24 protein-coding genes are annotated in these 24,437 nt (G+C 66.2%); 17 read left to right on the top strand and 7 right to left on the bottom strand.

Annotation, left to right across the window (positions count from 1 at the left end; all coding sequences use genetic code 11):
• Positions 1-2: 2 nt before the first annotated feature.
• Entirely contained in the window at positions 3-1,607 is a 1,605-nt protein-coding gene (locus KYN89_RS06395) for a cisplatin damage response ATP-dependent DNA ligase (protein ID WP_222824329.1), read from the bottom strand.
• 90 nt (positions 1,608-1,697) lie between these two features.
• On the opposite strand from KYN89_RS06395, the gene KYN89_RS06390 reads away from it, so the two are divergent.
• Together KYN89_RS06390 and KYN89_RS06385 are read left to right on the top strand one after the other, a co-directional pair.
• Positions 1,698-2,006: a hypothetical protein gene (locus KYN89_RS06390; protein ID WP_222824328.1), complete on the top strand. Its 309-nt coding sequence runs from the start codon at positions 1,698-1,700 to the stop codon at positions 2,004-2,006.
• A gap of 293 nt (positions 2,007-2,299) precedes the next feature.
• Positions 2,300-3,004 (top strand): VIT1/CCC1 transporter family protein, encoded by a 705-nt coding sequence (locus tag KYN89_RS06385; protein ID WP_222824327.1) that lies wholly within the window; start codon positions 2,300-2,302, stop codon positions 3,002-3,004.
• A gap of 31 nt (positions 3,005-3,035) precedes the next feature.
• On the opposite strand, the gene KYN89_RS06380 is transcribed toward KYN89_RS06385, so the two are convergent.
• The 3 genes from KYN89_RS06380 to KYN89_RS06370 all read right to left on the bottom strand — a co-directional run bounded on the left by KYN89_RS06380 (position 3,036) and on the right by KYN89_RS06370 (position 6,822).
• Complete coding sequence (locus tag KYN89_RS06380) at positions 3,036-4,070, bottom strand: ligase-associated DNA damage response exonuclease (RefSeq protein WP_222824326.1); 1,035 nt, start codon at positions 4,068-4,070, stop codon at positions 3,036-3,038.
• A gap of 40 nt (positions 4,071-4,110) precedes the next feature.
• A complete protein-coding gene (clpA, locus tag KYN89_RS06375; protein ID WP_222824325.1) occupies positions 4,111-6,477 on the bottom strand; it encodes an ATP-dependent Clp protease ATP-binding subunit ClpA in 2,367 nt (788 codons plus the stop codon).
• A 138-nt stretch (positions 6,478-6,615) separates the two neighbouring features.
• The gene (locus KYN89_RS06370) at positions 6,616-6,822 is read right to left on the bottom strand and encodes a DUF1192 domain-containing protein (protein WP_222824324.1); all 207 of its coding nucleotides are present in this window, start codon (positions 6,820-6,822) and stop codon (positions 6,616-6,618) included.
• Between the two features lie 124 nt (positions 6,823-6,946).
• Here KYN89_RS06370 and KYN89_RS06365 point away from each other — a divergent pair, with 124 nt between their 5' ends.
• The 5 genes from KYN89_RS06365 to KYN89_RS06345 all read left to right on the top strand — a co-directional run bounded on the left by KYN89_RS06365 (position 6,947) and on the right by KYN89_RS06345 (position 12,834).
• Entirely contained in the window at positions 6,947-7,939 is a 993-nt protein-coding gene (locus KYN89_RS06365) for an NAD(P)H-quinone oxidoreductase (protein ID WP_222824881.1), read from the top strand.
• Positions 7,940-8,140: 201 nt separating this feature from the next.
• Positions 8,141-9,076 carry a UDP-2,3-diacylglucosamine diphosphatase gene (locus KYN89_RS06360; protein WP_222824323.1) on the top strand — a complete coding sequence of 312 codons (936 nt, stop codon included), beginning with the start codon at positions 8,141-8,143 and terminating at the stop codon, positions 9,074-9,076.
• A complete protein-coding gene (locus KYN89_RS06355; RefSeq protein WP_222824322.1) occupies positions 9,076-10,149 on the top strand; it encodes a glycosyltransferase family 4 protein in 1,074 nt (357 codons plus the stop codon). The genes KYN89_RS06360 and KYN89_RS06355 overlap by 1 nt, the downstream gene beginning before the upstream one ends.
• Positions 10,150-10,295: 146 nt before the next feature.
• Positions 10,296-11,108, top strand: a complete 813-nt coding sequence (locus KYN89_RS06350) for a DUF1013 domain-containing protein (RefSeq protein WP_222824321.1) — start codon at positions 10,296-10,298, stop codon at positions 11,106-11,108.
• A 58-nt stretch (positions 11,109-11,166) separates the two neighbouring features.
• The gene (locus KYN89_RS06345) at positions 11,167-12,834 is read left to right on the top strand and encodes a long-chain-fatty-acid--CoA ligase (RefSeq protein ID WP_222824320.1); all 1,668 of its coding nucleotides are present in this window, start codon (positions 11,167-11,169) and stop codon (positions 12,832-12,834) included.
• Between the two features lie 91 nt (positions 12,835-12,925).
• Here the strand turns inward: KYN89_RS06345 and KYN89_RS15480 are convergent, their stop codons facing one another.
• Both KYN89_RS15480 and KYN89_RS06335 read right to left on the bottom strand, forming a co-directional pair.
• Positions 12,926-13,390: a bactofilin family protein gene (locus KYN89_RS15480; protein WP_346727203.1), complete on the bottom strand. Its 465-nt coding sequence runs from the start codon at positions 13,388-13,390 to the stop codon at positions 12,926-12,928.
• A gap of 28 nt (positions 13,391-13,418) precedes the next feature.
• Entirely contained in the window at positions 13,419-14,567 is a 1,149-nt protein-coding gene (locus tag KYN89_RS06335) for a M23 family metallopeptidase (protein ID WP_222824880.1), read from the bottom strand.
• 222 nt (positions 14,568-14,789) lie between these two features.
• Here KYN89_RS06335 and KYN89_RS06330 point away from each other — a divergent pair, with 222 nt between their 5' ends.
• From KYN89_RS06330 to wecB, 9 genes are all read left to right on the top strand, one after another.
• A complete protein-coding gene (locus tag KYN89_RS06330; protein ID WP_222824318.1) occupies positions 14,790-15,503 on the top strand; it encodes a nicotinate-nucleotide adenylyltransferase in 714 nt (237 codons plus the stop codon).
• A gap of 117 nt (positions 15,504-15,620) precedes the next feature.
• Positions 15,621-15,986, top strand: coding sequence for a ribosome silencing factor (gene rsfS, locus KYN89_RS06325; RefSeq protein ID WP_222824317.1), 366 nt, complete (start codon positions 15,621-15,623; stop codon positions 15,984-15,986).
• Positions 15,987-16,005: 19 nt separating this feature from the next.
• Positions 16,006-16,428 carry a 23S rRNA (pseudouridine(1915)-N(3))-methyltransferase RlmH gene (locus tag KYN89_RS06320; RefSeq protein ID WP_222824316.1) on the top strand — a complete coding sequence of 141 codons (423 nt, stop codon included), beginning with the start codon at positions 16,006-16,008 and terminating at the stop codon, positions 16,426-16,428.
• A gap of 5 nt (positions 16,429-16,433) precedes the next feature.
• Complete coding sequence (locus tag KYN89_RS06315) at positions 16,434-17,663, top strand: murein hydrolase activator EnvC family protein (RefSeq protein WP_222824315.1); 1,230 nt, start codon at positions 16,434-16,436, stop codon at positions 17,661-17,663.
• Positions 17,664-17,754: 91 nt separating this feature from the next.
• Positions 17,755-19,092, top strand: a complete 1,338-nt coding sequence (locus KYN89_RS06310) for a S41 family peptidase (RefSeq protein WP_197635034.1) — start codon at positions 17,755-17,757, stop codon at positions 19,090-19,092.
• 16 nt (positions 19,093-19,108) lie between these two features.
• Entirely contained in the window at positions 19,109-19,591 is a 483-nt protein-coding gene (locus KYN89_RS06305; protein WP_222824314.1) for a disulfide bond formation protein B, read from the top strand.
• On the top strand, positions 19,588-20,106 hold the full coding sequence (locus KYN89_RS06300) for a demethoxyubiquinone hydroxylase family protein (protein ID WP_054523136.1): 519 nt from the start codon (positions 19,588-19,590) through the stop codon (positions 20,104-20,106). Before KYN89_RS06305 ends, KYN89_RS06300 begins: the two co-directional genes overlap by 4 nt.
• 110 nt (positions 20,107-20,216) lie before the next feature.
• The gene (locus KYN89_RS06295) at positions 20,217-20,792 is read left to right on the top strand and encodes a hypothetical protein (protein WP_197635038.1); all 576 of its coding nucleotides are present in this window, start codon (positions 20,217-20,219) and stop codon (positions 20,790-20,792) included.
• A gap of 63 nt (positions 20,793-20,855) precedes the next feature.
• Positions 20,856-21,995 carry a non-hydrolyzing UDP-N-acetylglucosamine 2-epimerase gene (gene wecB, locus KYN89_RS06290; RefSeq protein ID WP_222824313.1) on the top strand — a complete coding sequence of 380 codons (1,140 nt, stop codon included), beginning with the start codon at positions 20,856-20,858 and terminating at the stop codon, positions 21,993-21,995.
• A 16-nt stretch (positions 21,996-22,011) separates the two neighbouring features.
• On the opposite strand, the gene KYN89_RS06285 is transcribed toward wecB, so the two are convergent.
• Positions 22,012-23,013 (bottom strand): NAD-dependent epimerase/dehydratase family protein, encoded by a 1,002-nt coding sequence (locus KYN89_RS06285; protein ID WP_222824312.1) that lies wholly within the window; start codon positions 23,011-23,013, stop codon positions 22,012-22,014.
• 111 nt (positions 23,014-23,124) lie between these two features.
• Between KYN89_RS06285 and wecC the strand changes: the two genes are divergently transcribed.
• Positions 23,125-24,426 carry a UDP-N-acetyl-D-mannosamine dehydrogenase gene (wecC, locus tag KYN89_RS06280; protein WP_222824311.1) on the top strand — a complete coding sequence of 434 codons (1,302 nt, stop codon included), beginning with the start codon at positions 23,125-23,127 and terminating at the stop codon, positions 24,424-24,426.
• Positions 24,427-24,437: the final 11 nt, after the last annotated feature.

The raw sequence follows: 24,437 nt of genomic DNA, 5'->3' as shown, positions 1-24,437 counted from the left end.
GGTCAGTCCCGCACCAGCGCGCGCAATGCCTCGATCCGGTCGGCCTCGTGCGGGGGTTTGTCCCAGCGGATGCGGTGTATGCGGGGGAAGCGCATCGCGAGGCCGCTCTTGTGCCGCTTGCTCGCATGGACCGAATCGAACGCGACCTCGAACACCAGGCTCCGGTCGGTCTCGCGCACGGGGCCGAAGCGGTTGACCGTGTTCTGGCGTACGTGGCGGTCGATCTTTTTCAACTCGGCATCGGTGAAGCCCGAATAGGCCTTGCCCACCGGCAACAGGTCCGCGCCGGCATCCGGATCGCCGTCCCAGCAGCCGAAGGTGTAGTCCGAATAGAAGCTGGAGCGTTTGCCCGAGCCGCGCTGGGCATACATCAGCACGCAATCGATCAGCAGCGGATCGCGCTTCCACTTGTACCACAAGCCCGTCTTGCGGCCCGGCACATAGGGCGAATCGCGCCGTTTGAGCATCAGGCCTTCGATCGCATCGTCGCGCGCGCCTTCGCGGATTTGTGCGAGGTGCTCGAAATCGCGCGCTTCGACGATTGCGCTGAGGTCGAAGCGTTCGGGCGGCAGCCGCGCCATCAGCGCTTCGAGAATCGCGCGCCGCTCCTCCCACGGCTTCTCGCGAAGGTTCTCCCCATCGAGCGAGAGGACGTCGTACACGCGCACGAAGGCGGGGCTTTCGGCGAGCATCTTCTTGCTGACGGTCTTGCGCCCCAGCCGCTGTTGCAACGCGTTGAAGCTGGCCGCCCCGCCTGTTTCACCCCCTTGCGTAGTGCCCTGCACCAGCAATTCGCCATCGAGAATCGCGGGGAAGTCGAGCGCGGGCAGCATCTCGGGGAAGGTGTGCGAGATATCGTCGCCGCCGCGCGAAAAAAGCCGCGTCTCTTCTCCGGCATGGACCAGCTGCACGCGAATCCCGTCCCACTTCCACTCGGCGACATAATCGTCGAGGCTGACCACCGTGTCTTCCAGCGGATGCGCGAGCATGAAGGGCTTGAACAGCGGGATACCGGCCATGTCGGGCGGGTCCGCACCCTCGGCGGCCCACGCGAACAGTTCGGGGTAGGGCGGGGCGAGGCCGTGCCAGTATTCCTCGACCTCCTCCACCGGCACGCCGAACGCATCGGCAAAGGCGACTTTGGCGAGCCGCGCGGAAATGCCGATCCGCATCGCGCCGGTGGCCAGCTTGAGCAGCGCGTAGCGGCCCGACACATCGAGCCGGTCGAGCAACGCGGGAAGCTCTGTCAGCACCGACTTGCGCGTCATCCCCTTGAGCAGCTCGACCGTCTCGCTCACGCTCGGCGGGGAGGGTGCCTCCTCCGGCGCTGTCGGTTTCTGGGGCCACAGCAGGCTCGCGGTCTCTGCCGTGTCGCCCACGAAATCGCGGCTAAGTGTCCACAGCACCGGATCGACCCGTTCCTTCAGCAAGGTGCGGATGGTGGAGGATTTGACCGCGGGAAAGTCCAGCCCGTCGCTCAGCGCGGCGAGCGCCCAGCCGCGGTCGGGATCGGGCGTGGCGCGCAGATATTCGCCGATCAGCCGCAGCTTCTCGTTGCGGCTGCGGGTGTAGACCAGCGCGTCGATCAGGGCGGCGAATTGCTCCATGTCTCAATCCGTTCTTGCGCACCGCGCTGGGCGTGCGATGATCGGTGCCGGGCGCATCGCGCGCCCCGCCATTCCACCGGAGAGACTGCCATGAAGACCGCCCTTTTTGCCCTGCCGCTGCTGCTCGCGACCACCGTCGCCCCTGCGATCGCGCAGGACGACCATTCCGGCCACGAAGAGGCCGCTACCGCCTACACGATCGAGACCCCGATCGAGACGCTGATGGCGAACGAAACGACCAAGGCGATCGTCCTCGCCGAGCTTCCCGGCCTCGACGCACATCCCGCCTACGGCCAGTTCAAGGCGCTGAGCCTCAAGGCCGTGCAGCCCTTCTCGCAAGGCGTGATCACCGACGAGAAGCTGACCGCGATCTCCGCGAAGCTGGCCGAAATCAAGTAGGCCCATCCGACGCATGGCCGGTGTCCGCCTGCTGTCGGGCACCGGTCGCACTCCCCTCGCGCGCGCCAATCGCTGCCTTCGAGGGGATCCGCGCAGAGCCGCGCCGATCGTCGGCAACCGGCCCCTGTGGGCGCGGAGATAGCAGGTCGCGTCGGTCAAAGCGGCGAAGGGTCCCATGCGGCGATAACCAAGGATCGGCCGGATAGCTCCCGATCCGGCGGATATCCGGCGCATGGGCGCAGTTGCGCGCCGCAAACCGCAGTGGCAGATTCTGTCGCCACAGGGGGCACGCCATGAGTCGACTCGGTTCACACATCGAAGCGCACGCAACATCGCGGATCGGATGGCTTCGAGCCGCGGTCATGGGTGCCAATGACGGGATCGTGTCGACCGCCAGCCTGATCATCGGTGTCGCATCCGCCAGTGCCAGCGCGAACGGCGTGCTGGTTGCGGGGACTTCCGCGCTTTTCGCCGGTGCAATGTCGATGGCTGCGGGCGAATATGTCTCGGTCAGTTCGCAAGCCGACACCGAAAAGGCCGATCTCGCACGCGAAGCCGCCGAGCTGGCCGATCAACCCGACCAGGAACTCGCCGAACTGACGAGGCTGTACGAGGAGCGCGGAGTGCAGCCCGAAACCGCGTTTGCCGTCGCCCAGCAGATGACAGCGTTCGATGCGCTGGGCGCGCATAGCCGGGACGAACTGGGCATTTCGCACGCGACGAAGGCGCGTCCGCTGCAGGCTGCGGTTACCTCTGCACTGACCTTCACGGCCGGTGCGGCGGCACCGCTGGTGGTGGTGCCCCTTGCATCGCCGCAGATGCTGGTGCCCGCGGTGGGCGTGATTTCGCTCGTCTGCCTCGCCGTGCTGGGTGCGCTGGGTGCGCGGACCGGCGGCGCGCCGATCCTGCCATCGGTGCTGCGGGTGGTCTTCTGGGGTGCGCTCGCGATGGCGGTCACCGCAGGGGTGGGCAAGCTGTTCGGAGTCGCGGTGGGTTAGCAGGCGAGGCTCCGACTCTCCGCCGTCCCCGTCAATCGTCCTCGTCCTCGTACCCGACCAGCGCGAGCGCGCGGGCGGGCCGCTGGTGCAGCTGGCACCAGCGCAGCAATGCCTCCTCACGGCCATGCGTGATCCAGGTTTCCTGCGGGTCGACCTCCCGGATCGTGTCGGTCAGCTCGCCCCAGTCGGCATGGTCGGAGATGATCAGCGGCAGCTCGACATTGCGCTGTCGCGCGCGTTGGCGCACCCGCATCCAGCCTGACGCCATGGCGGTGATCGGATCGGGCAGGCGGCGGCTCCAGCGGTCGTTCAATGCCGAGGGCGGGCACACGACGATGTGGCCGCGCATGTCCTCCTTGTCGTGATCGGAGACGAGCCGCAGCTCGCCTAGATCGACGCCGTGCTCTTCGTACAGGCGGCACATCTTCTCCATCGCGCCGTGAAGATAGATCGGGTCGGTGTGCCCCGCTGCGCGCAGCTCCGCGATCACCCGCTGCGCCTTGCCCAGCGCATAGGCGCCCACCAGCACGCACGAATCGGGATGCGCCGCCAGCCGTTCGGTCAGCTTGGCCATTTCGCCCGCGATCGGCGGGTGGGTGAACACGGGTAGCCCGAAGGTTGCCTCGGTGATGAAGATGTCGCACGGCGTCACTTCGAAGGGCGGACAGGTCGGGTCCGGACGGCGCTTGTAGTCGCCGGTGACCACGATCCGCTCGCCCGCATGTTCGAGCAATATCTGCGCGCTGCCCAGCACGTGGCCTGCGGGAATGTAGGTAACGTCGACGCCGCCCTTCAGCCGGACCGTCTCTCCGTAGCGAACCGGCTCGGCCTGGTGCGGGATCTCGCCCGCGTCGTCCTCCGCCCCGGTGCGGTACCGCAGTTCCATGATCGCGAGCGTTTCGGGTGTTGCATAGGTCGTCCCGTGCCCACCGCGCGCATGGTCCGCATGGCCGTGGGTGACCAGCGCGGTGTCAACCGGTCGTGACGGATCGACCCACGCATCGGCGGGCACCACGTGGATGCCGTGCGGGTGCGGCTGGATCCAGGAGAAGGGAGCGGCGGGCATGTTGGTGAAAGCACCCTGCCATGCCCGCTGTTCCCGGAGGTTAGCTTTCGCTTGGCTTGTCCGCACCCGATTGGGCGTCGCCTTCTGGGGTAGCCTTCTTCTTCGGCGCGGCCTTCTTGCGCTTGCTTGCCTTGGGCGGGGCCGGCGTTAGCTCGAAGTGCGGTTTGCCGTCCTTGAGCGTCACGTTGACCTCGCCGCCGTCGGCCAGCTTGCCGAACAGCAGTTCCTCGGCCAGCGGCTGCTTGATCTTTTCCTGGATCAGGCGGCCCATCGGGCGCGCGCCGTAGAGCCGGTCGTAGCCCTTGTCGCCGAGCCACTTCTTCGCCTCGTCGTCGAACTGGATGTCGACATTCTGTTCGGCCAGCTGGAGTTCGAGCTGGATGATGAACTTGTCCACCACCCGCGCGATGGTGTCCTTGCCAAGATAGCCAAACGGCACGATCGCATCGAGGCGGTTGCGGAATTCGGGGGTGAACATCTGCTTCACCGCCTCCTCGCTTGCATCCTCCTTGCTCACATCGCCGAAGCCGATGCCGCTACGCGCCATGTCGGCCGCGCCGGCATTGGTGGTCATGATCAGCACCACGTTGCGGAAATCCACCGTCTTGCCGTGATGGTCGGTCAGGCGGCCATTATCCATCACCTGCAGCAGGATGTTGAACAGGTCGGGGTGCGCCTTCTCGATCTCGTCGAGCAGCAGGACCGAGTGCGGGTTCTGGTCGACCGCATCGGTCAGCAGCCCGCCCTGGTCGTAGCCGACATAGCCCGGAGGCGCGCCGATCAGGCGCGACACGGAATGCCGCTCCATATATTCGGACATGTCGAACCGCTTGAGCTCGATCCCCATGATCGAGGCGAGCTGGCGCGCGACTTCGGTCTTGCCGACGCCGGTCGGGCCGGAGAACAGGAACGAGCCGATCGGCTTGTCCGGATCGCGCAGCCCTGCGCGGCTCAGCTTCATAGCGGTCGACAGCTTGTGGACCGCCGCGTCCTGCCCGAAGACGACCTGCTTCAGATCGCGTTCGAGGTTTTCGAGCGCGGCCTTGTCGTCCTTGCTCACCGATTTCGGAGGGATGCGCGCCATCGTGGCGATGACCTGCTCGATCTCGCGCGCGGTGATCTTCTTCTTGCGGCGGCTGGGCGGCACCAGCATCTGCATCGCGCCGACCTCGTCGACCACGTCGATCGCCTTGTCGGGCAGCTTGCGGTCGTTGATGTAGCGCGCGCTCAGTTCCACCGCGGTCTTGAGCGCATCGGCGGTGTAGGTCACCTTGTGGTGCTGCTCGAACGCGGACTTGAGGCCCTTGAGGATCTTGACCGTATCCTCGATCGTCGGTTCGTTGACGTCGATCTTCTGGAACCGGCGCAGCAGGGCGCGATCCTTTTCGAAGTGGTTGCGAAATTCCTTGTAGGTGGTCGACCCGATGCAGCGGATCGCGCCGCTGGAAAGCGCGGGCTTGAGCAGGTTGGACGCATCCATCGCCCCGCCGCTGGTCGCGCCGGCACCGATCACCGTATGGATCTCGTCGATGAACAAAATCGCGTGCGGCATCTTTTCGAGTTCGGAGACAACCTGCTTCAACCGTTCCTCGAAATCGCCGCGATAGCGCGTGCCCGCGAGCAGCGCGCCCATGTCGAGCGAGTAGATCACCGCCTCGTTCAGCACCTCGGGCACGTCGCCTTCAATGATCTTGCGCGCGAGGCCCTCGGCAATCGCGGTCTTCCCGACGCCGGGGTCGCCGACATAGAGCGGGTTGTTCTTGGACCGGCGGCACAGGATCTGGATCGTGCGGTCCACTTCGGGCCCGCGCCCGATCAGCGGGTCGATCTTGCCGCCCTGCGCCTTGGCATTGAGGTTGACCGTGAACTGGTCGAGCGCGGTCTCCTTCTTGCTGCCCTTGGCCTCTTCCTTCTCCTCGGCCTCGGCCTCGTCGGCACCGCGCGGCGAACGCGGTTCGATCGCCTGGCCGCCCTTGCCGATGCCGTGGCTGATGAAGCTGACCGCGTCGAGCCGGCTCATATCCTGCTGCTGGAGGAAATAGACCGCGTAGGAATCGCGTTCGGAAAACAGTGCGACCAGCACGTTGGCACCGGTCACGGTATCCTTGCCCGAAGACTGGACGTGCAGGATCGCGCGCTGGACCACGCGCTGGAAACCCGCGGTCGGCTGCGGTTCGCCCGATTCCTCGGCCTTCAGCGACTGGTATTCCTGGTCGAGATAGGTGCGGACCACGTCTGCCAGCTCGGCGAGGTCGACGCCGCATGCGCCCATCACTTCGGCTGCATCCTCGTCGGCGATCAGCGCGAGCAGCAGATGTTCGAGCGTGGCGTATTCGTGGCGTCGCTCCCGCGCGCCATCGAGCGCGGCATGGAGGGTCTTTTCGAGATTCTGGGCGAAGCTAGGCATGGTGCTCCTGCGGGGTATGGCAGCGCGAAGCTGGGCTGCGGAATGTCACCGAAAGTCTGCGCAAGGGGTTTAGCGCAAGGTGAACAGGTTGCCTGAGATATTGGATGCCGCCGGTGCCATGTGAAGGGCGCGGCACGTTCAATCCTCGTTTTTCTTGGCAAACAGCGCCTCTGCCGCGCTGCGTTGTTGCGAGTATCGCGTTCGGTGCTGCTCGACCCGCGCGATTTCCAGCTGGAGCGTGCGAATGCGTTCGTCGAGCTCGAATTGAGACAGGCGCGTCAGATCCTCCGCAGCCAGCTGGCTGGCCGCATCGCTTGCGGGGCGGGGGCCGACGTCTTCTTCCATGACCGTGCCACCTTCCTCCCAGCATCGCTTGCTGTCAATGCACGCTGAAGCTAGGTGGCGGGCTCGCGACAGACCCGTAGCCCGCGACTTTGGGGGGAAATCGATGCCAGCCGTGCCCGACACCATGCAAGCGATCGGCTTTGCCGAGCCCGGCGGACCCGAGGTGCTGCGGTTGGAGCAGGATGTGCCGGTGCCGCAGCCCGGCCCGGGCGAGATCCTGCTGAAGGTCGCCTATGCGGGGGTCAACCGGCCCGACTGCATCCAGCGCGCGGGCAATTATCCCGCACCGCCGGGTGCTTCGCCAATCCTCGGGCTGGAAGCCGCGGGTGAGATCGTCGCGGTGGGCGAGGGCGTCGATCCGGCGCGGCTTGGCGAGCATGTCTGCGCGCTGACGCCGGGCGGCGCCTATGCGCAATATTGCGCGGTGCCCGCCGGCCACACGCTGCCGGTGCCCGACGCGATCACCCTGGCGGAGGCGGCAGCGCTGCCCGAAACCCTGTTCACCGTGTGGCACAATGTCTTCCAGCGCGGGATGGCGCGCGACGGGGAGACACTGCTGGTCCATGGCGGCACCAGCGGGATCGGCACGATGGCGATCATGCTGGGCAAGGCGTTCGGTCTGAAGGTGATCGTGACCGCAGGCAGCGAGGAAAAGTGCGAGGCCGCGCGGCGTGTGGGCGCCGATCATGCGATCGATTACAAGACCACCGATTTCGTCGAGGCGGTCGGCAATATCACTGGCGGCGAGGGGGTCGATCTGGTGCTCGACATGGTCTCCGGCGACTATGTCGCGCGCAATCTCAAGTGCCTCAAGCCCGGCGGGCGGCATGTGACGATCGCGGTGCTCGGCGGAATGAAGGCGGAGATCAACATGGCGCTGGTCATGTCCAAGCGGCTGGTGCTGACCGGATCGACTTTGCGCCCGCGTTCGGACGCGTTCAAGGCCGCGCTGGGCAGCGAGATCGCGCGCGAGGCGTGGTCGCTGGTCGAAGAGGGCGCGGTGCGCCCGGTGATGGACGAGATCTTCCCGCTGGCCGAAGCGGCCGCGGCACACACGCGGATGGAGGCGGGCGATCACATCGGCAAGATCGTGCTCGCGATAGACGAAGAACTCTAGGCACGTCCAAATTCGCCGACTTCATGGCGATATGACGGACAAGGCTGTGGAAATTAGCGGTACTGTAACCGTTCTGTGAGTCGCCTGTAACAATAGCGGTCTACCCCACGCCCAATATGCCGCACGGAATACGAGATATTCTTTGCGGGCTTTTGGACGACGAACCTCCCTTCAGAGGGACAACAGGGGCCGCCCACCGCCATGTTCGACCAGACCACGCCCGACGGCTTGCCCAAAGAATTCGCCGCCTTCGCGGGCGGTGCCGGCAACGTCTCCGCCTTCCCCTCGATTGAGCCTTCGGTGCCCGAGCCACAGGATGGCAAGCGCCGCCGTTTCCGCACGATCTGGATCAGCGACGTGCATCTGGGCACCAAGGGCTGCAATGCGGAGATGCTGATCGATTTCCTCGACAGCACCGATTCCGAAACAATGTATCTGGTAGGCGACATCATCGACGGCTGGCGGCTGAAGAAGAAGTTCTACTGGCCCGCAGCGCATAACGACATCGTCTGGCGGATCCTCAAGCGGGCCAAGCGCGGCACGCGGATCGTCTATATTCCGGGCAATCACGACGAGGTCGTGCGGCCGTTTTGCGGGATGAATTTCGGCGATGTCGAAATCCGCCGCGCCGCGTTCCACACCACTGCCGACGGGCGCCGGTTGATGGTTCTGCATGGCGACGAATTCGATACCGTGATGCTCACCCACAGGTGGCTCGCATTCGTGGGCGATACCGCCTACCATCTGATGATGGCGCTGAATCAATGGGTCAACAAGGCCCGCACAGCGCTGGGGATGCCCTACTGGTCGCTGTCGAAGGCGGCCAAGCACAAGGTGAAGAATGCGGTCGAGTTCATCTCGAAATACGAGGAAATCGTTGCCCGCGCCGCCGGAGAGCGCGGGGTCGACGGGGTCGTGTGCGGCCATATCCACACCGCAGAGCACCGCATGTTCGCGCATCACGGGCGCGAGATCGAATACTGGAACGATGGCGACTGGGTCGAAGGGTGCAACGCGCTGGTCGAACATTTCGACGGGCGGATGGAAATCCTCCACTGGCCGGACGAGATCGCGAAGCGCGAAACCGCCTCTGCCGCGCATGACGGCGCGGCGGACGATGTGCGGGCGGTTGCCTGATGCTGCTGGTCGAACCGGGGGGCTTGGCTGAATTGGCCGAACTGCCGCCCAAGTCGATCGCGATCGTCACCGACGCGTGGTATCCGCAGATGAACGGCGTGGTCCGCACGCTGACCACCACCTGCGACATCCTGCGCGCGCACGGGCATCAGGTGGATATGATCACGCCCGATCAGTATCCCTCGCTCCCCTGCCCGACCTATCCCGAAATCCGCCTTGCGCTGACCCTGCCCGGCACCGTGGGCCGGCGGCTGTCGGACCTGCACCCCGACGCGGTGCACATCGCCACCGAAGGTCCGCTGGGGCTGGCCGCGCGGCGATACTGCATGGCCAAGGCGGTGCCCTTCACCACCGCCTATCACACGCAGTTTCCCGACTATGTCGCGCGGCGCACTTCGCTGCCCTCTGATGCGTTCTGGCCCTATATCCGCTGGTTCCACCGCCCCGCGCAGCGGGTGATGGTGGCGACCGAGAGCATCCGCGAGGAACTGCGCGCGCAGGGCCTCACCCGGCTGCACCACTGGGGACGCGGGGTCGATCTCGAGGCCTTCCATCCCGATGTCGGCCCCTGCGAGGATTACGAGGGGCTGGTCCGCCCGATTCAGCTCTATGTCGGCCGGGTCGCGGTCGAGAAGAATATCGAGGCGTTCCTGCGCACCACGAGGCCGGGCACCAAGGTGGTGGTCGGCGACGGGCCGGCCCGCGCCGATCTGGAGGCCCGCTATCCCGAGGCGGTGTTCCTCGGCAAACGCAGCGGAGACGCGCTCGCCCGCTGCTATGCCAATGCCGACGTGTTCGTGTTCCCCAGCAAGACCGATACCTTCGGGCTGGTCATGATCGAGGCACTGGCCTGCGGCACGCCGGTTGCCGCCTTCCCCGTGCCGGGCCCGCGCGACGTGCTGAGCGAGGAAGCGGGCGCGATGCGCGACGATCTCGACGATGCGATCGCCAATGCGCTGCTGCGCGACCGGCAGACCTGCGCCCAGTATGGCGCGCAGTTCAGCTGGGAAAAGGCGACCCTGCAGTTCGTCGCCGGGCTGGAAGAGTTCGACGGAGAAACCCTCATTCCCTGAGCGACTCTCTGAAATGCCGATCTTCCTTGCCCAAAGGCGGCGCGATCCTTACAATGGCGCTTACGAGGCCGCTCCTGCATGGGGCGGCCCTTTCATTTTCAGGGCTCCGCCAACAGATCGGGGCCGAGCAGTTCAGGATGACCGTCATGGCCGACCAACCCACTCCGCTGATGCCGCACGCGACCGCCACCTGGCTGGTCGACAATACCGGCCTGAGCTTCGAGCAGATCGCCGAATTCTGCGGGCTGCACATCCTCGAAGTGCAGGCGATGGCAGACGATCTGGCGGGCAGCAAATATACCGGGCGCGACCCGGTCTATGCCGGCGAGCTGACCCAGGAAGAGATCGAGAAGGGCCAGGCCGACAATTCCTACAGCCTCAAGATGCAGAAGGCCCCGGCGGAAGTGACCCGGACCAAGGGCCCGCGCTACACCCCCGTGTCCAAGCGGCAGGACAAGCCGGACGGCATCGCCTGGATCCTGCGCAATCACCCCGAGGTGACCGACGCGCAGATTTCCAAGCTGATCGGGACGACCCGCAACACGATCGGCGCGATCCGCGAACGCAGCCACTGGAACATCCAGAATATCCAGCCGAAAGACCCGGTGACTTTGGGCCTGTGCTCGCAGCGCGAGCTCGACGCGGTGGTCAAGGCTGCGGCGAAGAAGGCAGGGCTGGAAAACGCTGTCTCCGACCCCGCGGTCGAAGCCAGCGACAAGGCGCGCCTGATCGAGGAACTGCGCCGCGAGCGCGACGATAACGAGAAGGCCGCCGCCGAAGCCGCGCAGGAAGCCGAAGCCGCCGCATGGCTGCAGGCCAAGCGCGCGAGCGAGGAAGAGCAGCTGAGCGGCATGCCGATCGGCACCGCAAGCGAAGCGCCCGCCGAGCCGGAAACCGAAGCGGCCCCCGCCGAAACTCCGGCCGAGAGCGACGACGCCGAGGAGCAGGCGGAAGAATAATCCGCCTGCGCTCAAGCAAATACTTGCCGAGCCGCGCGCGCGCCTGCATCATGCTTACATGGATGTAAGCAGCAGCAATTATCACCACCCGCGCCCGTGGGACACGCCTATCGAATCGACCACCATGCCCGCGCTGCTGGCGCGGGGGGTGGCGGCGCACCCTGACCGCACGCTGATCGATTTCCTCGGCCGCAAGCTCAGCTATCAGGCAATGCATGCCGAGGCGCGGCGCTTTGCCGCAGGGCTGCAGGCGGCGGGGATCGGGCGCGGCGACCGGGTCGGGCTGTTCCTGCCCAACGTGCCGATCTACCTCTCCGCCTATTACGGCGCGATGATGGCCGGGGCGACCGTGGTCAATTTCTCGCCGCTCTATTCGGTCGACGAACTGTCCCACCAGGTCGAGGATTCGGGCACCCGGCTGCTGGTCACGGTCGACGCGAACGCGCTTTACGGCACCGCGCAGGCGGTGCTCGAAGGCTCTTCGCTGGAAACGCTGGTGGTGGGCGAACTCGCCGGCATGCTGCCGACGCTCAAGGCGCTGGGCCTCAAGCTGTTCAAGCGCAGCGCAATCGCCAAGCCCGCCTATGGGAAGAGCATCGTGCGCTGGGACGGGATGCTGCCGCGCAGCGAGCCGACCCCGCTCGACATCACGCCCGACGAAATCGCGCTGCTGCAATATACCGGCGGCACCACGGGCCGGCCCAAGGGCGCGATGCTGAGCCACGGCAACCTTGCTGCCAATGCCCAGCAGGTGGACGCGATCGACCCGTTCGACCGCAACGATCCCGATATCGTGATGGGCGCGCTGCCGCTGTTCCACGTCTTTGCGAACACCTGCGTACTCAACCGCAGCGTCGTACGCGGGGCGACCATCGCGATGGTGCCGCGGTTCGACGCAGGCGACGTGCTCAAGACGCTCAGCCGCGCAAAAGTGACCGGCTTCCCCGGCGTGCCGACCATGTTCCAGGCGCTGCTCGACCATCCCAAGGCGACGCAGACCGACTTCTCCTCGCTCAAGATCTGCATTTCGGGCGGCGCACCGCTCTCCGATCCGCTGCGCGACAAGTTCGAGGCGCTTTCGGGCGTGCGGCTGGTCGAAGGCTATGGCCTGACCGAGAGTTCGGGCGTGGTGTCGACCAATCCCTACATCGCCACCCGCAAGACGGGGACGATCGGGCAGCCGATTCCGGAGACCAGGCTGCTGCTGCTCGACAAGGAAGACGAGACGAAGCTGGCCCCCGAAGGCGAGCCGGGCGAGCTGGCGATCAACGGCCCGCAGATCATGCAGGGTTACTGGAACCTGCCCGAAGCCGATGCCGAGGTGTTCATCGAGCATCAGGGCCGCAAGTGGCTGCGCACCGGCGATGTCGCGCGGATCGATGCCGACGGCTTCATCGAGATCGTCGACCGGATCAAGGACATGATCGCGGTCGGCGGGTTCAAGGTCTTCCCCAGCCAGGTGGAGGACGTGCTCCAGACCCACCCCGCGATCCGCGACGTGCTGGTGATCGGGGTGCCCGACGATTACCACGGCGAGGTTCCGCGCGCCTACGCCACGCTGCAACCCGATCAGGAAGCCCCCACCGCCGAGGCGCTGCGCGACTGGCTCAACACCCGCGTGGGCAAGCACGAGCGGGTCGACCAGGTGGTGATTCGCAAGGAACTGCCGGTGACGATGGTCGGCAAGCTCGACCGCAAGGCGCTGAGGGCTGAAGTGCTTGGCTGATCACGCGGCCTCGTTGCGAAGATACAGCGCATGAAAAAGGGGGCCGTCACGCGATTCGCGACGGCCCCCTTTTTTGGGGTAAGATCGGCGATCAGTAGTAGTTGGCGCTCGCGCTGTTGCCCTGTTCGTCCGAGCTATCGTCCGAGGAGAAGGGCGAAATGCCCAGATCGGCGGTGGTCGAACCGCTCGCCGAAGAGGTGCTTTCGCTGCTGCTCTCGCTCTGCGCGCTCGACTGGCTCGACGACGCACTGGCGGAACCGGCTTCGCGCGGGGCGAAACGGCCCTGGACCGAGGCACCCTGTTCCACGGTCAGCGCTTCGTAGTGGACATCGCCGTTGATCGTCGCGCTGCGCAGGATCACCAGCTCGCGCGCGTGGATCGAACCATCGACCCGCCCGGCGAGGCGCGCGCTTTCCGCCTTCACTTCGCCGGCGATCTGGCTGGCTTCGCCCTGTACCAGCGAGGCGCAGTCGATATCGCCTTCGACCGTGCCGTCGATATGCAGTTCGGTCGAGGCCGCGATGTTGCCGGTGATGGTGACGTCGGCGCCGAGCACCGAGAAGCTCCCCGAGGAGGACGACGACTTAGACACCGGCGTTGCCCTGGGTGTCGCTGGCCGTGCGGGTGCGCTGGGCGCCGGAGTTTCGGCGGACTTTTTTGAGAACATCGGGGGCTAACTCCAAGAATGTGCGCGGATTGACTGCTGTGCCGTTCACTCGAACCTCGAAATGCAAGTGCGGGCCGGTCGAACGACCGGTGCTACCGATTGCGCCGATAACCGTACCTGCTTCAACCCGCTGCCCGACCCGCGCCTCAAAACGCGACATGTGGGCGTAACGGGTTAAAAGACCTTGCCCGTGACTGATTTCGACCACGTTACCATAGCCGCCCTTTCGGCCCACAAATGTCACGGTTCCCCGCGCGGTGGCGAAGATCGGCGCGCCCATCTTGGCCGGGAAGTCCAGCCCGCGGTGCATCGCGGCGCGCCCGGTGAAGGGATCCCGGCGATAGCCGTAGGAGGAATTGACCGCGGCCGCCTTGGTCGGCGCGAACTGCGGCACACCCTGCAGCGTCGCCTCGAGCGTCGCCATACGCGACAGGCTTGCACCGAGACGTTCGAATCGCGGATCGATCTGATCGTCCTTGCCGAACAGCGCTTCGAGCGGGCCGCCGCGCGCGCTGGTGTCGGCCGAGGCGAGCATCCGGTCCGGATCGAGGCCAAGCTCGCGCAGCGCCCACATCGCGCGGCGCGATCGCTGGTCGGCGTAGCGGGTCAGCCCTTCGACGAAGGCGAGCTGGCGTGATTCGATCCGCGCAAGCGAGGCCGCTTCGGGCACTGCGGCGGAGACTTTCTCGACCAGTTCGTCGGTTTCGTTGGTGCTGTCGGAGACATTGTCGTGCTTGACTGCATCGGGGGGCAGCATTTCGATCATGCCCTCGATGAAGTCCTGCCGCTTCTCCAGATCCTGCGTCACCTCGCCGATATTGGCGCGGTAGGCCTTCAGCCGCTCTTCCGAAGTGGCCACATCCGCCTCGCGCTCCAGCAGAGCGACCCGCTCCACGCTGGAGCGGTATTGCAACACGCTCATCACGCCCATGCTGCCCACGAAGGCGACCGAGGCAGTCAGCGCCAGCGCGGCGGTGCGTTTCTGAAGTTTTGAACTGATCTTGATGAAACGGACCTGGCCTTGCGAGCGCATGAAAAACTCACGCTCCGGAAACCAGTTTTCCATCCGCTCACGCCACGTGAGCCGGTGCTGCTGTTCGTTGCTCAAGTCGACCCCTACCGTTGTCCCGGTCCCGATTCGGGGGTTAACAGTGGGGTCCGACACGGTCGAATCCCGTGCCGAGTCGTTAGGACGAACGGAACCCTACCTACGATGAACTGTTAAATACCGATGGCGTTAACCATGTTTACGCGGGAACCACTTGATCATTCGGGGGTTCCGCTGCGCTTGACCGACCGTCCGCCTCCACCATTCCACGCGTCCACCACCGGACGCAGAAGGCGGCGCGTCGGCCTGCTCGGGGGCAGCTTCAACCCAGCGCATGGCGGCCACCGGCGAATCTCGCTGTTCGCGATCGACGCACTGGGGCTGGACGAAGTGTGGTGGCTGGTCTCGCCCGGCAATCCGCTCAAGCCGAAAGAGGGCATGGCTCCGCTGGCCGCGCGCTATGCCTCTGCAGTGGCGCAGTCGCGCCGCGCGCCGATCCGGGTGACCGCGATCGAGCGCGAGCTGGGCACGCGCTATACGGTCGACACCATCGCAGCGTTGCAGAATCGCTTCTCTGCCCACGAATTCGTGTGGCTGATGGGGTCTGACAATCTGGTTACATTCCACAAGTGGCGGGCCTGGCGCCGGATCGTATGGAGCGTGCCGATTGCGGTGATCGCCAGACCGGGGTATGAGATGGCAACCGTCGCCAGCCCCGCGGCGGCCATGCTGCGGCGTTTCCGGGTGGATCCGGCGCAGTTCAGGAAACGGGGCGAGTGGAGCGCACCTATTCTGGTGACATTGCGTTTTGATCCCGATGCCCGGTCCGCCACCGCGATTCGCGCTGGCGCGCCAGACTGGGCCGCCGATTATCGTGACGCTGCGCTCCGCGATCAGATTACCCATCGCCCCATCACAGATTTCAGTATCGATCCGGAGCCGGGCAGCGCATGACTCGCATATGCTCCCGGCCATTCCCATATCACTGGAATGACAGGAGTATCGACCTCGCCCATGACCAATGTGCAAGCCGCCATCATGCCCGCCACCAAAGCCCCGAGAGTTTCTGCCATGACTGACGACAGGTCCGACGCGCTCCACGCGCTGGTGATGCAGCAGCTCGACGACGATCAGGCGCAGGACATCGTCAGCATCGACCTGGCCGGCAAGTCGAGCATGGCCGATCACATGGTGGTCGCCTCCGGCCGGTCCACCCGGCAGGTTGCCTCGATCGCGCAGAAGCTGGCCGAGAAGATCAAGCAGGACGGCTACGGCTCGGTCCGGCTCGAAGGCCTGCCTGCCGCCGACTGGGTGGTGATCGATGCGGGCGACGTGGTGATCCACCTGTTCCGCCCCGAAGTGCGCAGCTTCTACAATATCGAGCGGATGTGGTCCTTTGGCGAGAACGGCCAGATCGCTGCCGGGGGCAATGCCTGATCCGGGCTGCTGAGCGCGCATGCTTCTCCATATTGTTGCGCGCGGCAAGATCGGGCGTTCGCCCGAGGCCGAGCTGGTCGATCGCTATCTGACGCGGATCGCGTGGGATACGAAACTGACCGAACTGCCCGACACCGGCGGCAAGATCCCGCCGACCAAGGATCCGCACCGCACCGTCGCGCTCGACGAGAAAGGGCGCGATCTCTCCTCCGAACAGCTTGCCGAAATCCTCGGCCAGTGGCGCGATGGCGGGATTCGCGAGACGCGTTTCCTGATCGGCGCCGCCGACGGGCATAGCGAGGCACAGCGCCAGGAGGCGGACCTGCTGCTCGCCTTCGGCAGCGCGACCTGGCCGCACCTGCTGGCGCGCGCGATGCTGGCCGAGCAACTCTACCGCGCGACGAGCATTCTTGCAGGACATCCCTATCATCGGGCAGGGTAGCACGCGTGCTACACCGCCTCGCCCTGCTTGCTGCGCCGATTGCCGCAATCGCGCTGGTCGTCGCTGCGCCGCAGGTGCGTGGCCAGGGCGTCGAGGCTTACGAGAATGCGGACGCGGTGCGCGCCGCAATCGAGCGCGCGCAGCAGGCGTCGCAGCGCGCTGCTGAGCGCGCCCGCTCGCTCGAAGCTGCTGCGGCCGAGGCTGAGCAGGAGGCAGCGAAGGTCGCCCGCCAGTCCGCCGCGCTTGCCGCACGAATTCAGGAAACAGAGGCGCAGATCGCGGTGGCGCAGGGCCGCCTGTCGCTGATCGCGCGCCAGCAGCGCGCGCTCGACGCGCGGCTGGCCGAGCGGCGCGAACCACTGATCCGGCTGACCGGCGCGCTACAGAACGTCTCGCGCAGGCCGCTGGTGCTGTCGGTGTTCCGCCCCGGCTCGATCCGCGACAGCATGTATCTGCGCGCGGTTCTGGAGACCACGATTCCCGAAGTGCGCGGACGCACCGCCGCGCTGCGCGGAGAAATCGATCGTAGCCGCGCGCTGCATGATCGGGCCGAAACCCTGCTCGCCAAGCTGGCCGAGGAAGAGGGGCGCCTCGCGCTGCGCCGCAAGCAGCTGGCCGAGATCGAGACCCGCAAGCGGCTCGCCGCGCGCCGCCGGGGCGGGGAGGCCGACCGGCAGGAAGAGCGCGCGCTCGCCTTCGCCGAACAGGCGCGTGATCTGGACGGGCTGGTGGCGCGGATAGATGCCGCAGGCACGCTGCGGGAGGAACTCGCCGCGCTTCCCGGCCCGGTGATGCGCCCGTCCGATCCGGGCCGCGCACGCACCCGGGCCATACCGATCCCCGCACCCACGCGCGAGCAGGTCCGCTCGCCCGCAGGCCTGCGGCTGCCGGTCGATGGGCGCACCCTGCGCGGTTTCGGATCGGTCGATGGCTCGGGCGTGCGCAGCGACGGCATCCTGCTGCGTGCGGGCGGCGGCGCGCAGGTCGTCACCCCCGCACCGGGCCGAGTAGCCTTCGCCGGACCGTTTCGCGGCTATGGCCGGATCGTTATCGTCGAACATCCGGGCGGCTGGACCAGCCTCGTCACCGGGCTCGCGCGCACCGACGTGACCGTGGGCGAGCAGCTGGGCGAAGGCGCATCGCTGGGTGTCGCCCCGTCGGCGGGCGGGCCGATCGGGTTCGAACTGCGGCTGGGCGGGCGCCCGGCGAACCCTCTCGACCACCTGTCGAACTGAGCTTGGCCCCTCGCGGCCCCGGCCCAAGTGCATCTGGCGTTAATGGCTTGCTCCCTATAAACGGGGGCGAATGTCCGGAAGGCTTGAGACTATGAAACTGCCCGTCGTCGCCCGCTCGCTCGCGCTGGTCACCGCCGTTGCGATGATTCCCATCGCCACTGCTGGAATGGCCCAGGTCGACAGCCGCGTGGCGCCCGAGTTCGCCAAGCTGTTCGCCACCTATCAGCGGATTCAGGCGAGCTATGTCGACGAGGTCGATAACGAGAAGCTGATTCGCGGCGCGATCGACGGGATGCTCGCCAGCCTCGATCCGCATTCGGCCTATCTCGACGGCAGCGATCTGGAGCGGCTCGAAACGCTGATCGACGGCAATTATTCCGGTCTCGGCCTGTCGGTCGTGATGGAAGACGGCGCGGTCAAGGTGATCAGCCCGTTCCGTGGCAGCCCGGCGGAAAAGGCCGGAATCAAGGCGGGCGATTTCATCACTCACCTCGATGGCAAGCTGATCTACGGCGGCGATCTGGACGAGGCGGTGCAGCAGATGCGCGGCCCCGCCGGCACCTCCATCAACCTGACGATCTTCCGCCCCGGCAGCGACGAGCCGATCGAGACGAGCGTGACGCGCGGCGTGATCGAGCTGGAGCCGGTCACCTACGAAGTGAAGGACGGCAAGATCGGGGTCATCACCGTCAACGAGTTCTCGCGAGACGTGGGCGCGGACGTGTTTGCGGCGTGGAACGATATCCAGCGCGAGGCGGGCGGCCGGGTCAATGGCCTGGTGCTCGACCTGCGCTCCAACCCCGGCGGGTCGCTGGACGAGGCGATCGCGCTGTCGGACCTGTTCCTCGACGAGGGGCGGATCGTCTCGCAGCGCGGCCGTGCGCGAGGCGAATCGATGTCGTTCGATGCGGAAACGGTCTATCGCGGGCAGATCGCCAAGGACGTGCCGCTGATCGTGCTGATCGACGCAGGCTCCGCCTCGGCGAGCGAGATCGTCGCGGGCGCGCTGCAGGATCACCGCCGCGCGCTGATCATGGGCGAACGCAGCTTCGGCAAGGGCAGCGTGCAGTCGCTGGTGCCGCTGGGGCCGGACGCCGCGCTCAAGCTGACCACCGCGCGTTACTACACGCCGTCGGGCCATTCGGTGCAGGAAGGCGGGATCAAGCCCGACATCCGCGTGCCGCAGCTGTCCGACCCGGACATGGAACGGCGCCGCAAGTACCAGCTGCGCGAAAGCGACCTGCGCGGTCACCTGATCAACGAGGCCGATCTGAAGGACGACGATCTGGAGAACGATATCCGCCAGGATCCGCGCTTCACCCAGACCGCCGCCGAGCTGGAAGAGCAGGGGATCGAGGATTTCCAGCTCGACTATGCGCTCAAGACGCTGCGCCGGACCACGCCCAGCTCGGTCGCGCTGCGCAAGTAGCACGGGCGATAGAGGCATGATCGATACGCCCGCCGCGCGCACCGCCCGCTGCATCGTCCTGCTCGTCCCCGCGCTGCTGCTCGGCGGGGCCTATGTCAGCCAGTACGTCTTCGGCCTGTACCCGTGCGAGATGTGCTGGTGGCAACGCTACCCGCATTTTGCTGCGTTGGCGCTGGCGCTGCTCGCCTTCATCGCCCCGCCGCAGCGGCTGTGGATCGCTCTTGCGGCGCTGGCGATCATCGCCTCGGGCCTGATCGGCCTGTTCCATGCAGGGGTGGAATATCACTGGTGGCAGGGGATCACCGGCTGCGCGGCAATCCCCTCGGCCAGCGAAGGGGGCAGTGCGCTCGACGCGATCATGAACACGCCGCTGGTGCGCTGCGACGAGGCGGCGTGGCGACTGTTCGGGATCTCGCTGGCGGGCTACAACTTTCTCATATCGAGTGCGGCGGGCATCGCCGCGATTTCGCTGCTGGCGAAGAAGGGCAAGCGCGCATGAAAGACCATATCCACCGGATGATCAGGGTCGATCAGGCAGGCGAGTTCGGCGCAACGCGGATTTACGCCGGGCAGCTGGCGGTGATGGGCGATCGCGGGCCGCATTCGGGCGAGATCGCCGCAATGGCGCGGCAGGAAGACGAACATCACGACGCGTTCAACCGGCTGGTCGCAGAGCGGGGCGTACGCCCGACGGCGCTGCACCCGTTCTGGTCCGTCGCAGGCTATGCGCTGGGCGCGGCGACCGCGCTGATCGGGCCCAAGGCCGCGATGGCCTGCACCGCCGCGGTCGAGACCGAGATCGACCTGCACTATTCCAAACAGCTCGACGAGCTGAAGGATGCCGACGAAGATCCCGAGCTGCAGGGCATGATCGAACAGTTCCGCGAGGAAGAGCGCGAGCATCACGATGCCGCAATCGCCGCTGGGGCAGAGGAAACCCCCGGATATCCGCTGCTCTCTGCCGCGATCCGGCTGGGCTGCCGCGCCGCGATCCGCCTGTCCGAGCGGGTGTGATGCGCGGGAACCGCCCCTCGCGCTCGCTCGCTTCAGTCACAGTTCAGCCATCCGGCGCGCTTATGCAGTGCGCCCACAGACCATCCCATTCCTTGCCGCAGAGGCCTGCCATGAAAATCTTCGCAACCGCCGCCATCGCCAGCCTGATCGCCCTTGGCGCAGGCGTGCCCGCCGCCGCACAGGACGAGGCCGGAGACAAGGTCAGCATGGTCATCGCCTATGGCGACGATGAAGTGGCCTGCCCGGAAGACACGATCTGCGTCGTCGCGCGGATGGACGAGAGCGAACGTTTCCGCATCCCGGAAAACCTGCGCTACAGCAACGATCCGGCGAACACTGCCTGGGCCAAGCGGGTCGAAAGTTTCGAATACGTCGGCAAGTTCGGCGCGATGAGCTGCTCGCCCTCGGGCGCGGCCGGCTTCACCGGCTGCACCCAGAAGATGATCGACGCCGCCTACGAAGCACGCGAAGGTGGCTCCGCCGCGCGCTTCGGCCAGCTGATCGCGGAAGCGCGGGCCGAGCGGCTTTCGACCATCGACGAGGATGCCGCCGCCGAGCAGGAGCGCGTCGAACAGATCGAGCGCGAATATATGGAGCGGATCGAGCGCGAGCGGGAGGCCGAAGTCGCCGCCGAGGCGCTGCCGCAACCCACCGCGAAGCAGCCTGACGGCTCTGGCGACGAGTAAGGCTCTCGAACGGCGTTAACGCGCCGTCTCGGCTTGTTAACCGATTTTGCGTAAGCGGGCGACATGGCCCGCACGAACACCAACGCGCCGCTCAAGATTGCGATCGTCTTCGGCACCAGGCCGGAGGCGATCAAGCTCTTCCCGCTGATCCGCCTGCTGCGCGACGACCCGCGCTTTGCGCCGGTGGTCGTCTCCACCGGGCAGCACCGCGCAATGCTCGATCAGGTGCTCGATATCGCACAGGTCGTGCCCGATCACGATCTCGCGGTGATGCGCGCGGACCAGAGCCTCGACGCGCTGACCGCGCGGCTGCTGACCGGAATCGGCGAAACGCTCGATGCTGAGGCGCCCGACTGGGTGGTGGTGCAGGGCGACACCGCCAGCGCGATGTGCGGCGCGCTTGCCGCGTTCTACCGCAGGATCCCGATCTGCCATGTCGAGGCGGGCCTGCGCAGCGGCGACATCCACCATCCCTGGCCCGAAGAGGTCAATCGCAAGGTCATCGGCACGATGGCCGCGCTTCACTGCGCGCCGACGCAGACCGCCGCCGACGCGCTGCGGCGCGAGAATATCGACCCTGCCAACATTCACGTCACCGGCAACACGGTGATCGACGCGCTCCACTGGGTACTCGGCGCGATCGAGCGTAAGCCCGCTCTCGCGGCGGATCTGCACACGGCGGCACAGCGCTTTGCAGGCAAGCGGATCATAGGCGTCACCACCCACCGGCGGGAGAATTTCGGCGAGGGGATGCGCGCGGTTGCCCGGGCGATCCGCGCGATCGCGGAGCGGGACGACACCGCTGTGCTGTTCCCCGTCCACCTCAACCCCAATGTCCGTGCGACCATGCATGACGAGTTGGCAGGGCTGGGCAATGTCTCGCTGCTCGAACCGCTCGACTATCCCAATTTCGCCGCGCTGATGCAGGCGAGCACGCTGATGCTGACCGACAGTGGCGGCGTGCAGGAAGAGGCGCCTGCTTTGGGCAAGCCGGTGCTGGTGATGCGCGCCACGACCGAGCGGCCCGAAGGGGTGGAGGCGGGCACGGCCAGGCTGGTCGGCACCGATCCCGAAGCGATCCAGCGCGAGGTGTTCCGCCTGCTTGATGACGAGGGCGCTTATGCCGCGATGGCGCAGGCGCATAATCCGTTCGGCGATGGCCACGCGTCGCAGCGGATCGCCGAGCTGATGGCTCAGCACTAAAGGCGCTCAGCGTGCGCTAGTCGATCCCGTGATAGGTCTTGAACCAGCTGACGAAGCGCGGGAAGCCTTCGTCGGCGCTGGTTTCGGGCTGGAAGCCGTGGTCACGCGCGATCGCATCGATATCGGCGAAGGTGCGCGGCACGTCGCCCTTCTGCATCGGCAGCAGCTCGATCTGCGCCTTGCGGCCACACGCGGCCTCGATGATCCCGATCACCCGCATCAGCTCTTCGGAGCGGTTGTTGCCGATATTGTAGAGCGCGTGCGGGGCCACGCTGCCGCCCGGCTTGGTCGCTCCGTCGTCGCCCGGCGGCCCGTCCAGGCACGCGACGATGCCGCGCACGATATCGTCCACATAGGTGAAATCGCGGCTCATCTCGCCATTGTTGAACACCGGGATCGGCTCACCTTTCAGGATCTTCTGCGTGAAGATCCATGGCATCATGTCGGGCCGCCCCCACGGGCCGTAGACGGTAAAGAACCTGAGGCCGGTCTGCGGCAGGCGATAGAGATGGGCGTAGCTTTCGCTCATCAACTCGTCCGCCTTCTTGGTCGCGGCGTAGAGCGAGTAGGGGTGATCGACCCGGTCCTCGACCGCGAAAGGCACCTTCTCGTTTCCGCCATAGACCGAGCTTGAGCTGGCATAGACCAGGTGGTCGACACCCCTCTCGCGGCCGAGCTCCAGCATATTGAGATGGCCGGAAATGTTGGAATGCGCATAGGCGCGCGGGTTTTCGAGCGAATAGCGGACCCCCGGCTGCGCGCCGAGATGGACGATCCGGTCGAAGCCATGCCCGTCCAGCGCGCGCGCCAGCGCCTCGTGATCGCCGAAATCGCATTCGATGAAGCGGAACGCCTCGCCCGCCGTCGCTGCCACCCGTGCGAGCCGGTCGCGCTTTAGCGACACGGCGTAATAGGGGTTGAGATTGTCGATCCCGATCACGCGGTCGCCGCGCGCCACCAGTGCCTCGGCCAGCGCTGCACCGATGAAGCCTGCCGCTCCGGTAACCAGAATGTTCACGCAGGTCTCCTCGCTTGCGCATGCCCCTAGCACCGGGGCCGTTACCATAAATTTTACCCGCGCCATGCAAAAGCAGGAGTGGAACACTTGGCCACAAGGGCACGCAGACGCATGACCAACGACACACCCACGGTTGCCGTGGTCGGGCTCGGCTATATCGGCTTGCCCACTGCTGCAATCATCGCGCGCACCGGATGCGCGGTTACCGGCGTCGATGTCTCTCCCGAAGTGGTCGAAACGATCAACCGCGGCGCGATCCATATCGAGGAAGTCGATCTGGACGGGCTGGTGCAGGCGGTGGTCTCACGCGGGACGCTGTGTGCCTCTACCCAGATGCCGCGCGCCGATGTCTATGTCATCGCGGTGCCCACGCCGTTCGAGAAGGATGGCGAGCATACGCCCGATACCGGCTATGTGATGGCCGCTGCCGACGCGATCGCGCCAGTGCTGGAGGCGGGCGCGCTGGTGATCTGCGAGAGCACCTGTCCGGTCGGCACGACCGATGCGGTGCGCGACCGGCTGGCCGCGCTGCGCCCCGATCTCGCGATGCCGGGGCTGGCGGCGGGCACGCCGGATATCGCCATCGCCTATTGCCCGGAGCGGGTGCTGCCGGGCCGCATTCTGGAAGAACTGGTCCATAATGATCGCTCGGTCGGCGGGGTCACGCCGCGCTGCGCGCGCAAGGCGATCGCCTTCTACAAGCGCTTCGTCCGCGGGGAATGCATTGCGACGGACGCCCGCTCGGCAGAGATGACCAAGCTGGTCGAAAACGCGTTTCGCGACGTCAACATCGCCTTTGCCAACGAGCTTTCGATGATCGCGGACAAGCAGGGGCTGGACGTGTGGGAAGTGATCCGCCTCGCCAACCGCCACCCGCGGGTCAACGTTCTCCAGCCCGGGCCGGGCGTGGGCGGCCACTGCATCGCGGTCGATCCGTGGTTCATCGTCCACGGCGCACCCGAAGACGCGCGCGTCATCCGCACCGCACGTGAGGTCAACGATGCCAAGATGCACCATGTGCTCAAGCGCGCGAGTGCGCTGATCGAAGAGAATCCACGTGTGCCGGTCGCGTGCCTCGGGCTGGCGTTCAAGGCGAATATCGACGATTTCCGCGAGAGTCCGGCGCGCTTCATCGCCGCGCGGCTGGCGCGCACATTCGGCTCGCGAATCAATATCGTGGAGCCGTTTGCGCGTGAGCTGCCGATCGAATTCGGGGAAACCGGCGCGAAGCTGGTCGACATCGACACTGCGCTGGAAACCTGCGGCATCCTGATCGTGCTGGTGGACCACGACTTGTTCCGCTCGATCCCGGCCGAAGAGCGCGCCCACGCGCTGGTTTACGATACGCGCGGTATCTGGGCGGCGGATACGCCTGCACCGGGCCGGGCGACGCCGCTACGCCTCGCAAGCTGAAGATATAAAGG

This window comes from Alteriqipengyuania abyssalis (assembly GCF_019857185.1).
Taxonomy (GTDB): domain Bacteria; phylum Pseudomonadota; class Alphaproteobacteria; order Sphingomonadales; family Sphingomonadaceae; genus Alteriqipengyuania; species Alteriqipengyuania abyssalis.
This window is presented reverse-complemented; position numbering and strand designations above follow the sequence as displayed.

Bases quoted from the DNA above. Each gene is read 5' to 3' on its own strand.
- KYN89_RS06395 (WP_222824329.1), bottom strand. From the start codon at position 1,607: ATGGAGCAATTCGCCGCCCTGATCGACGCGCTGGTCTACACCCGCAGC.
- KYN89_RS06390 (WP_222824328.1), top strand. From the start codon at position 1,698: ATGAAGACCGCCCTTTTTGCCCTGCCGCTGCTGCTCGCGACCACCGTC.
- KYN89_RS06385 (WP_222824327.1), top strand. From the start codon at position 2,300: ATGAGTCGACTCGGTTCACACATCGAAGCGCACGCAACATCGCGGATC.
- KYN89_RS06380 (WP_222824326.1), bottom strand. From the start codon at position 4,070: ATGCCCGCCGCTCCCTTCTCCTGGATCCAGCCGCACCCGCACGGCATC.
- clpA (WP_222824325.1), bottom strand. From the start codon at position 6,477: ATGCCTAGCTTCGCCCAGAATCTCGAAAAGACCCTCCATGCCGCGCTC.
- KYN89_RS06370 (WP_222824324.1), bottom strand. From the start codon at position 6,822: ATGGAAGAAGACGTCGGCCCCCGCCCCGCAAGCGATGCGGCCAGCCAG.
- KYN89_RS06365 (WP_222824881.1), top strand. From the start codon at position 6,947: ATGCAAGCGATCGGCTTTGCCGAGCCCGGCGGACCCGAGGTGCTGCGG.
- KYN89_RS06360 (WP_222824323.1), top strand. From the start codon at position 8,141: ATGTTCGACCAGACCACGCCCGACGGCTTGCCCAAAGAATTCGCCGCC.
- KYN89_RS06355 (WP_222824322.1), top strand. From the start codon at position 9,076: ATGCTGCTGGTCGAACCGGGGGGCTTGGCTGAATTGGCCGAACTGCCG.
- KYN89_RS06350 (WP_222824321.1), top strand. From the start codon at position 10,296: ATGGCCGACCAACCCACTCCGCTGATGCCGCACGCGACCGCCACCTGG.
- KYN89_RS06345 (WP_222824320.1), top strand. From the start codon at position 11,167: ATGGATGTAAGCAGCAGCAATTATCACCACCCGCGCCCGTGGGACACG.
- KYN89_RS06335 (WP_222824880.1), bottom strand. From the start codon at position 14,567: ATGGAAAACTGGTTTCCGGAGCGTGAGTTTTTCATGCGCTCGCAAGGC.
- rsfS (WP_222824317.1), top strand. From the start codon at position 15,621: ATGACTGACGACAGGTCCGACGCGCTCCACGCGCTGGTGATGCAGCAG.
- KYN89_RS06320 (WP_222824316.1), top strand. From the start codon at position 16,006: ATGCTTCTCCATATTGTTGCGCGCGGCAAGATCGGGCGTTCGCCCGAG.
- KYN89_RS06310 (WP_197635034.1), top strand. From the start codon at position 17,755: ATGAAACTGCCCGTCGTCGCCCGCTCGCTCGCGCTGGTCACCGCCGTT.
- KYN89_RS06305 (WP_222824314.1), top strand. From the start codon at position 19,109: ATGATCGATACGCCCGCCGCGCGCACCGCCCGCTGCATCGTCCTGCTC.
- KYN89_RS06300 (WP_054523136.1), top strand. From the start codon at position 19,588: ATGAAAGACCATATCCACCGGATGATCAGGGTCGATCAGGCAGGCGAG.
- KYN89_RS06295 (WP_197635038.1), top strand. From the start codon at position 20,217: ATGAAAATCTTCGCAACCGCCGCCATCGCCAGCCTGATCGCCCTTGGC.
- wecB (WP_222824313.1), top strand. From the start codon at position 20,856: ATGGCCCGCACGAACACCAACGCGCCGCTCAAGATTGCGATCGTCTTC.
- wecC (WP_222824311.1), top strand. From the start codon at position 23,125: ATGACCAACGACACACCCACGGTTGCCGTGGTCGGGCTCGGCTATATC.